Origin of the sequence: Bradyrhizobium monzae, assembly GCF_021458635.1 — a bacterium.
Classification (GTDB): Bacteria; Pseudomonadota; Alphaproteobacteria; order Rhizobiales; family Xanthobacteraceae; genus Bradyrhizobium.
The window spans coordinates 1-4,153 of the sequence record NZ_JAIRDQ010000030.1 but is presented as its reverse complement, the minus strand read 5'-3'; the positions used below and the strand labels follow the sequence as shown (position 1 = coordinate 4,153).

Sequence of the window (4,153 nt, the reverse complement as noted above, 5' to 3'; positions counted from 1 at the left end):
GGCGCATGTCTCTGGCGTGTGGTCATTGCAGGATGCCTGCCGCGTGGTCGCGGCGCGTGGCCGGCTGATGCAGGCCCAGCCCGCCGGCGGCGCCATGGTGGCGCTGGAGGCGGGCGAAGCGGAAGTGCTGCCGCTGCTCGCAGCCGGTGTCGAGATCGCCGGACTGAACGGGCCGCGTTCGACGGTGATCTCCGGCGATGAAGCCGCCGTGCTGGCGCTGGCGGAAGCGTTCAGGAGCAAGGGCCGCAGGACCAGCCGCCTGCAGGTGAGCCACGCCTTCCACTCGCAGCGCATGGAGCCGATGCTGGAAGAGTTCGGCAAGGTGCTCTCGCAGGTCTCCTTCGGCACGCCGCGCCTGCCGATCGTGAGCAATGTGACGGGGCATCTCGCGACCACGGACGAGCTCTGCAGCGCGGATTACTGGGTGCGCCAGGTGCGCAAGCCCGTGCGGTTCCTGGATGGCGTGCATGTGCTGGAAGCCGAGGGCGTGCGGGCCAGCCTCGAGCTTGGCCCGGACGGCATTTTGACCGGGCTTGCGGCGGGCTGCCTCTCGGAAGGCTCGCCGATGCAGGTGGTCGCCACACAGCGTCGCGGGCGCGACGGCAGCGAAGCGTTGCTGGCCGCGCTGGGTACGCTGCATGTTCATGGCGTTCATGTCGACTGGGCGAAGGCGCTCGGTGCGAGCGCGCACCAACCCGTTGCCTCACTGCCGACTTATGCATTCCAGCGTCAGCGTTATTGGGTTGAGGCGGAGAAGCCGCATCAGGCCGAAGCGAAAAATGGCGTTGATGCCCGTTTTTGGGAGGCGGTGCAGAGTGGCAGCATGGAGCGGGTCGAGCAGCTCCTGCAGCTTCCGGAAGGCGGACAACGCGAGCATCTGTCGGCGCTCTTGCCGGCTCTGAACAATTGGTACGCGCACACTGAAGCGGAATCGACAGTCGACGGGTGGTGCTACGAGGACCAATGGCAGAGGATGACTGCCTCAATCTCGTCTGCGCCTACCGACGGAGCCTGCTGGCTTGTGCGCGGCCAGTGGTTCGACGTGGCTCATCTGGAGCGGCTGCAAGAAGCCCTTCGCGTGCAAGGCACAATCGTCGAGTGTCTCACGGTGAACGAGGCGACGGCCCGACTGCGAGCAGACGCAGACAGCGCAGACGCACCCTTGCCGCGAGCGGTCGTGTACCTGGCAGAAACGCTGCCGCCAAGGAGCTCTGTGGCGGAACAAAAACCCTGGCTGCGAGCAACCAGCGACGCCGTGATGCTGGCACAGAGCATCAGCCAGCGACAGGACGCTTCGACGACGCGCCTGTGGCTGTGCACGCCTCACGCTCTACGGATCAGAGATGACGATGCGCCGGCAGCACCCTACCTGCAGGCTTTGTGGGGTCTTGGCAGAACGCTGAGCTTAGAGCTTCCCAGCTCCTTTGGCGGGTTGGCAGATTTTGGACCTGCTGACGACGTCACCCTGCGCCGGATCGCGGCGACGTTCCTGTCCGCCGAGACGGCGGGCGGAGAGTTCGCGCTGAGAGGACAACACCTCTGGACGCGAAAGCTGCACCACGCGCCGTCGCGAACCGGCTCGAAGCCAGCGACGAAATGGGACCCGCAAGGGACCATCCTCATCACCGGCGGCACAGGAGCGCTTGGATCGTTCCTGTCCCATTGGCTCGCGGATCGGGGCGCGCAGCATCTCATCCTGACGTCGCGACGCGGCGAACAGGCGCCCGGCGCGGCGGACCTCGTGGTGGCACTCGCAGACAAGGGATGCCGCGCGGAAGTGCGGGCGTGCGATGTCGGCGACAGCGCCGCGGTCGACGCGCTCGTCCGTGAACTGACATCCAGCGACGCGGGCAGGCCCGCACTGCGCCACATCTTTCACCTCGCGGGCGACGTGATCGACGTCCCGCTCAACGAATTGACGCCGGAAGCAATTGAGAAAGAGCAGGGCGCCAAACTCGGCGGCGCCTGGGCGTTGCATGATTCGGTCCAGCGTTGGGGCAGCGAACTCGCCTCGTTCGTGTTGTACGGATCGGCCGCCGGCTTCCTCGGCAATTATGGCCAGTCTGCCTATAGCGCCGCCAATGCCGGGCTCACGGGCTTGGTTCATCTGCGACGTTCCCGGGGATTGCCGGCGACGATCATTCACTGGGGTGCGTGGGCGGACGTCGGAATGGCGGCGAATCCGAATGCCGAGGCTCTGCTGCGTCGTCGCGGTGGTTCCTTCATGAAGCCAGAGCTCTGTCTGTTGGGACTTGAGCGCGCGCTTGATGACGGTCGAGCGGAACTGGCGGTCTTTGATGTCGACTGGGCCCGCACGAGCGAATTGGCAGGCCGCTTCAATCCGCTCCTGAGCGAACTCCCGGAGATGCAGGCCGCGCGGACATCCGGCGCGGACAACGTGAATGGTCATGCGCATAACCTGAGGACCGAGCTGCAAAAGCTGACCGTTCGCGAGCGCCGCAGCCGCGTGCTGTCGCTGGTGCGGGATCTCGTCGCCGTCGTGCTCGGGATCAACGAGCCGCAGTCATTGGCAACCGAGGTCGGCTTCGCCGAGTTGGGCCTGGACTCGCTGATGGCGGTGGAGGTTCGGAACAGGCTTGCGAAGCAAACCGGTTTGTCAGTGCCGGCGACGCTTGCGTTCGACCATCCCAATCTGAAAGCGGTGAGCGAATGGGTTCTGGATGCCTTGGAGCTGGCGGACGGCTCGAGAAAGCCTGAGACCCCCACGGTCGTACGTTATGGCGAAGCGTCAGGGGCGCTTGCGATCATCGGCGTCGGACTGCGTTTCCCAGGTGGCGCTGAAGATTTGTCGAGTTTTTGGCAGGTGCTGTCGTCGGGCGTCGATACGTTGGGACCGATTCCCGCGGAGCGCTTCGACCGCGCAACCTATTATGACCCTGATCCCGAACATCGTGGCACGTCCTACGTCAAGGAAGCATCGTTGCTGAACGATGTGGCGGGGTTCGACGCGGGCTTCTTCGGCATCTCGCCGCGGGAAGCAGCGCAGATCGACCCGCAGCACCGGCTGCTGCTCGAAGTCACGTGGTCGGCGCTCGAAGATGCCGGGATCGTGCCGAAATCCCTGGCGGGGTCGACGGCAGGGTTGTTCATCGGCATTGGGCCGAACGAATATCAGACCCGAGGTTTTAACCTGGAAGAGGCGGACGCCTACGCCGCGACGGGCGGAGGCGCCGCATTCTCTGCCGGGCGGCTTGCCTACCATTTGGGGGTGCAAGGTCCGGTCATGGCGGTCGATACGGCCTGCTCGTCGTCGTTGGTCGCGCTGCATCTTGCCTCGGAGCATTTGCGATCGGGACGTTGCGATCTGGCGATCGTGGGCGGCGTGCAGGTGGCGTCGAGCCCCGAAGCGTTTGTGGTGTTGTCGCAGACGCGCGCGCTGGCGTCCGACGGTCGCAGCAAGACGTTTTCCGAGGCGGCCGACGGATACGGCCGTGGCGAAGGTGCCGCTGTGGTGGCGATGATGCGACTGGAGGATGCGCAGGCGCAGGGCAAGCGAATATTGGGCGTGGTACGCGGCACCGCGGTCAACCACGACGGTGCAAGTTCGGGCCTCACCGTGCCCAACGGAACTGCGCAACAGAAAACGTTGCGAGCCGCATTGGCCGATGCGCGTTTGGAAGCGGCCGACATCGATGTCGTCGAATGCCACGGAACGGGAACGTCGCTTGGCGATCCGATCGAAGTTCAGGCGTTGGACGCGGTGTATGGCCAGGCGCGACCCGGCGACCTCGGGCGGTTGAAGCTTGGAGCCGTGAAAACCAACGTTGGGCATCTCGAAGCGGCAGCAGGCCTGGTCGGTGTGATCAAGATGCTGGCGAGCTTCGAGTCGGAAGCGTTGCCGCCCACATTGCATTGCCGACCGCTCAATCCGCATCTGGATTGGGAACGACTGAAGGTCGAGGTGGTGGATCAATTGACGGCTTGGCCCCGCGATGTCGCGCGGCCGCGGCGCGCAGGGGTCAGCGCGTTTGGACTGAGCGGGACGAATGCGCACGTCGTTCTTGAGGAAGCGCCTGCGCGTTCTGATTCCGTCAGTGGTGCGGTGCAGGGGGCCGAGATCGGCGCAGTTGACGCATCATCGCCGTTGATCCCGCTGCTGGTGTCGGGCCGAGACGAGGCGGCGCTGCGGGCA

The 4,153-nt window shown here is 65.3% G+C and carries 1 protein-coding gene; it reads left to right on the top strand.

Annotated elements, in window-relative coordinates:
* Positions 1–4,153: SDR family NAD(P)-dependent oxidoreductase (locus K3F49_RS38990; protein WP_276575477.1), on the top strand; the 4,153-nt coding region annotated here is incomplete at both ends.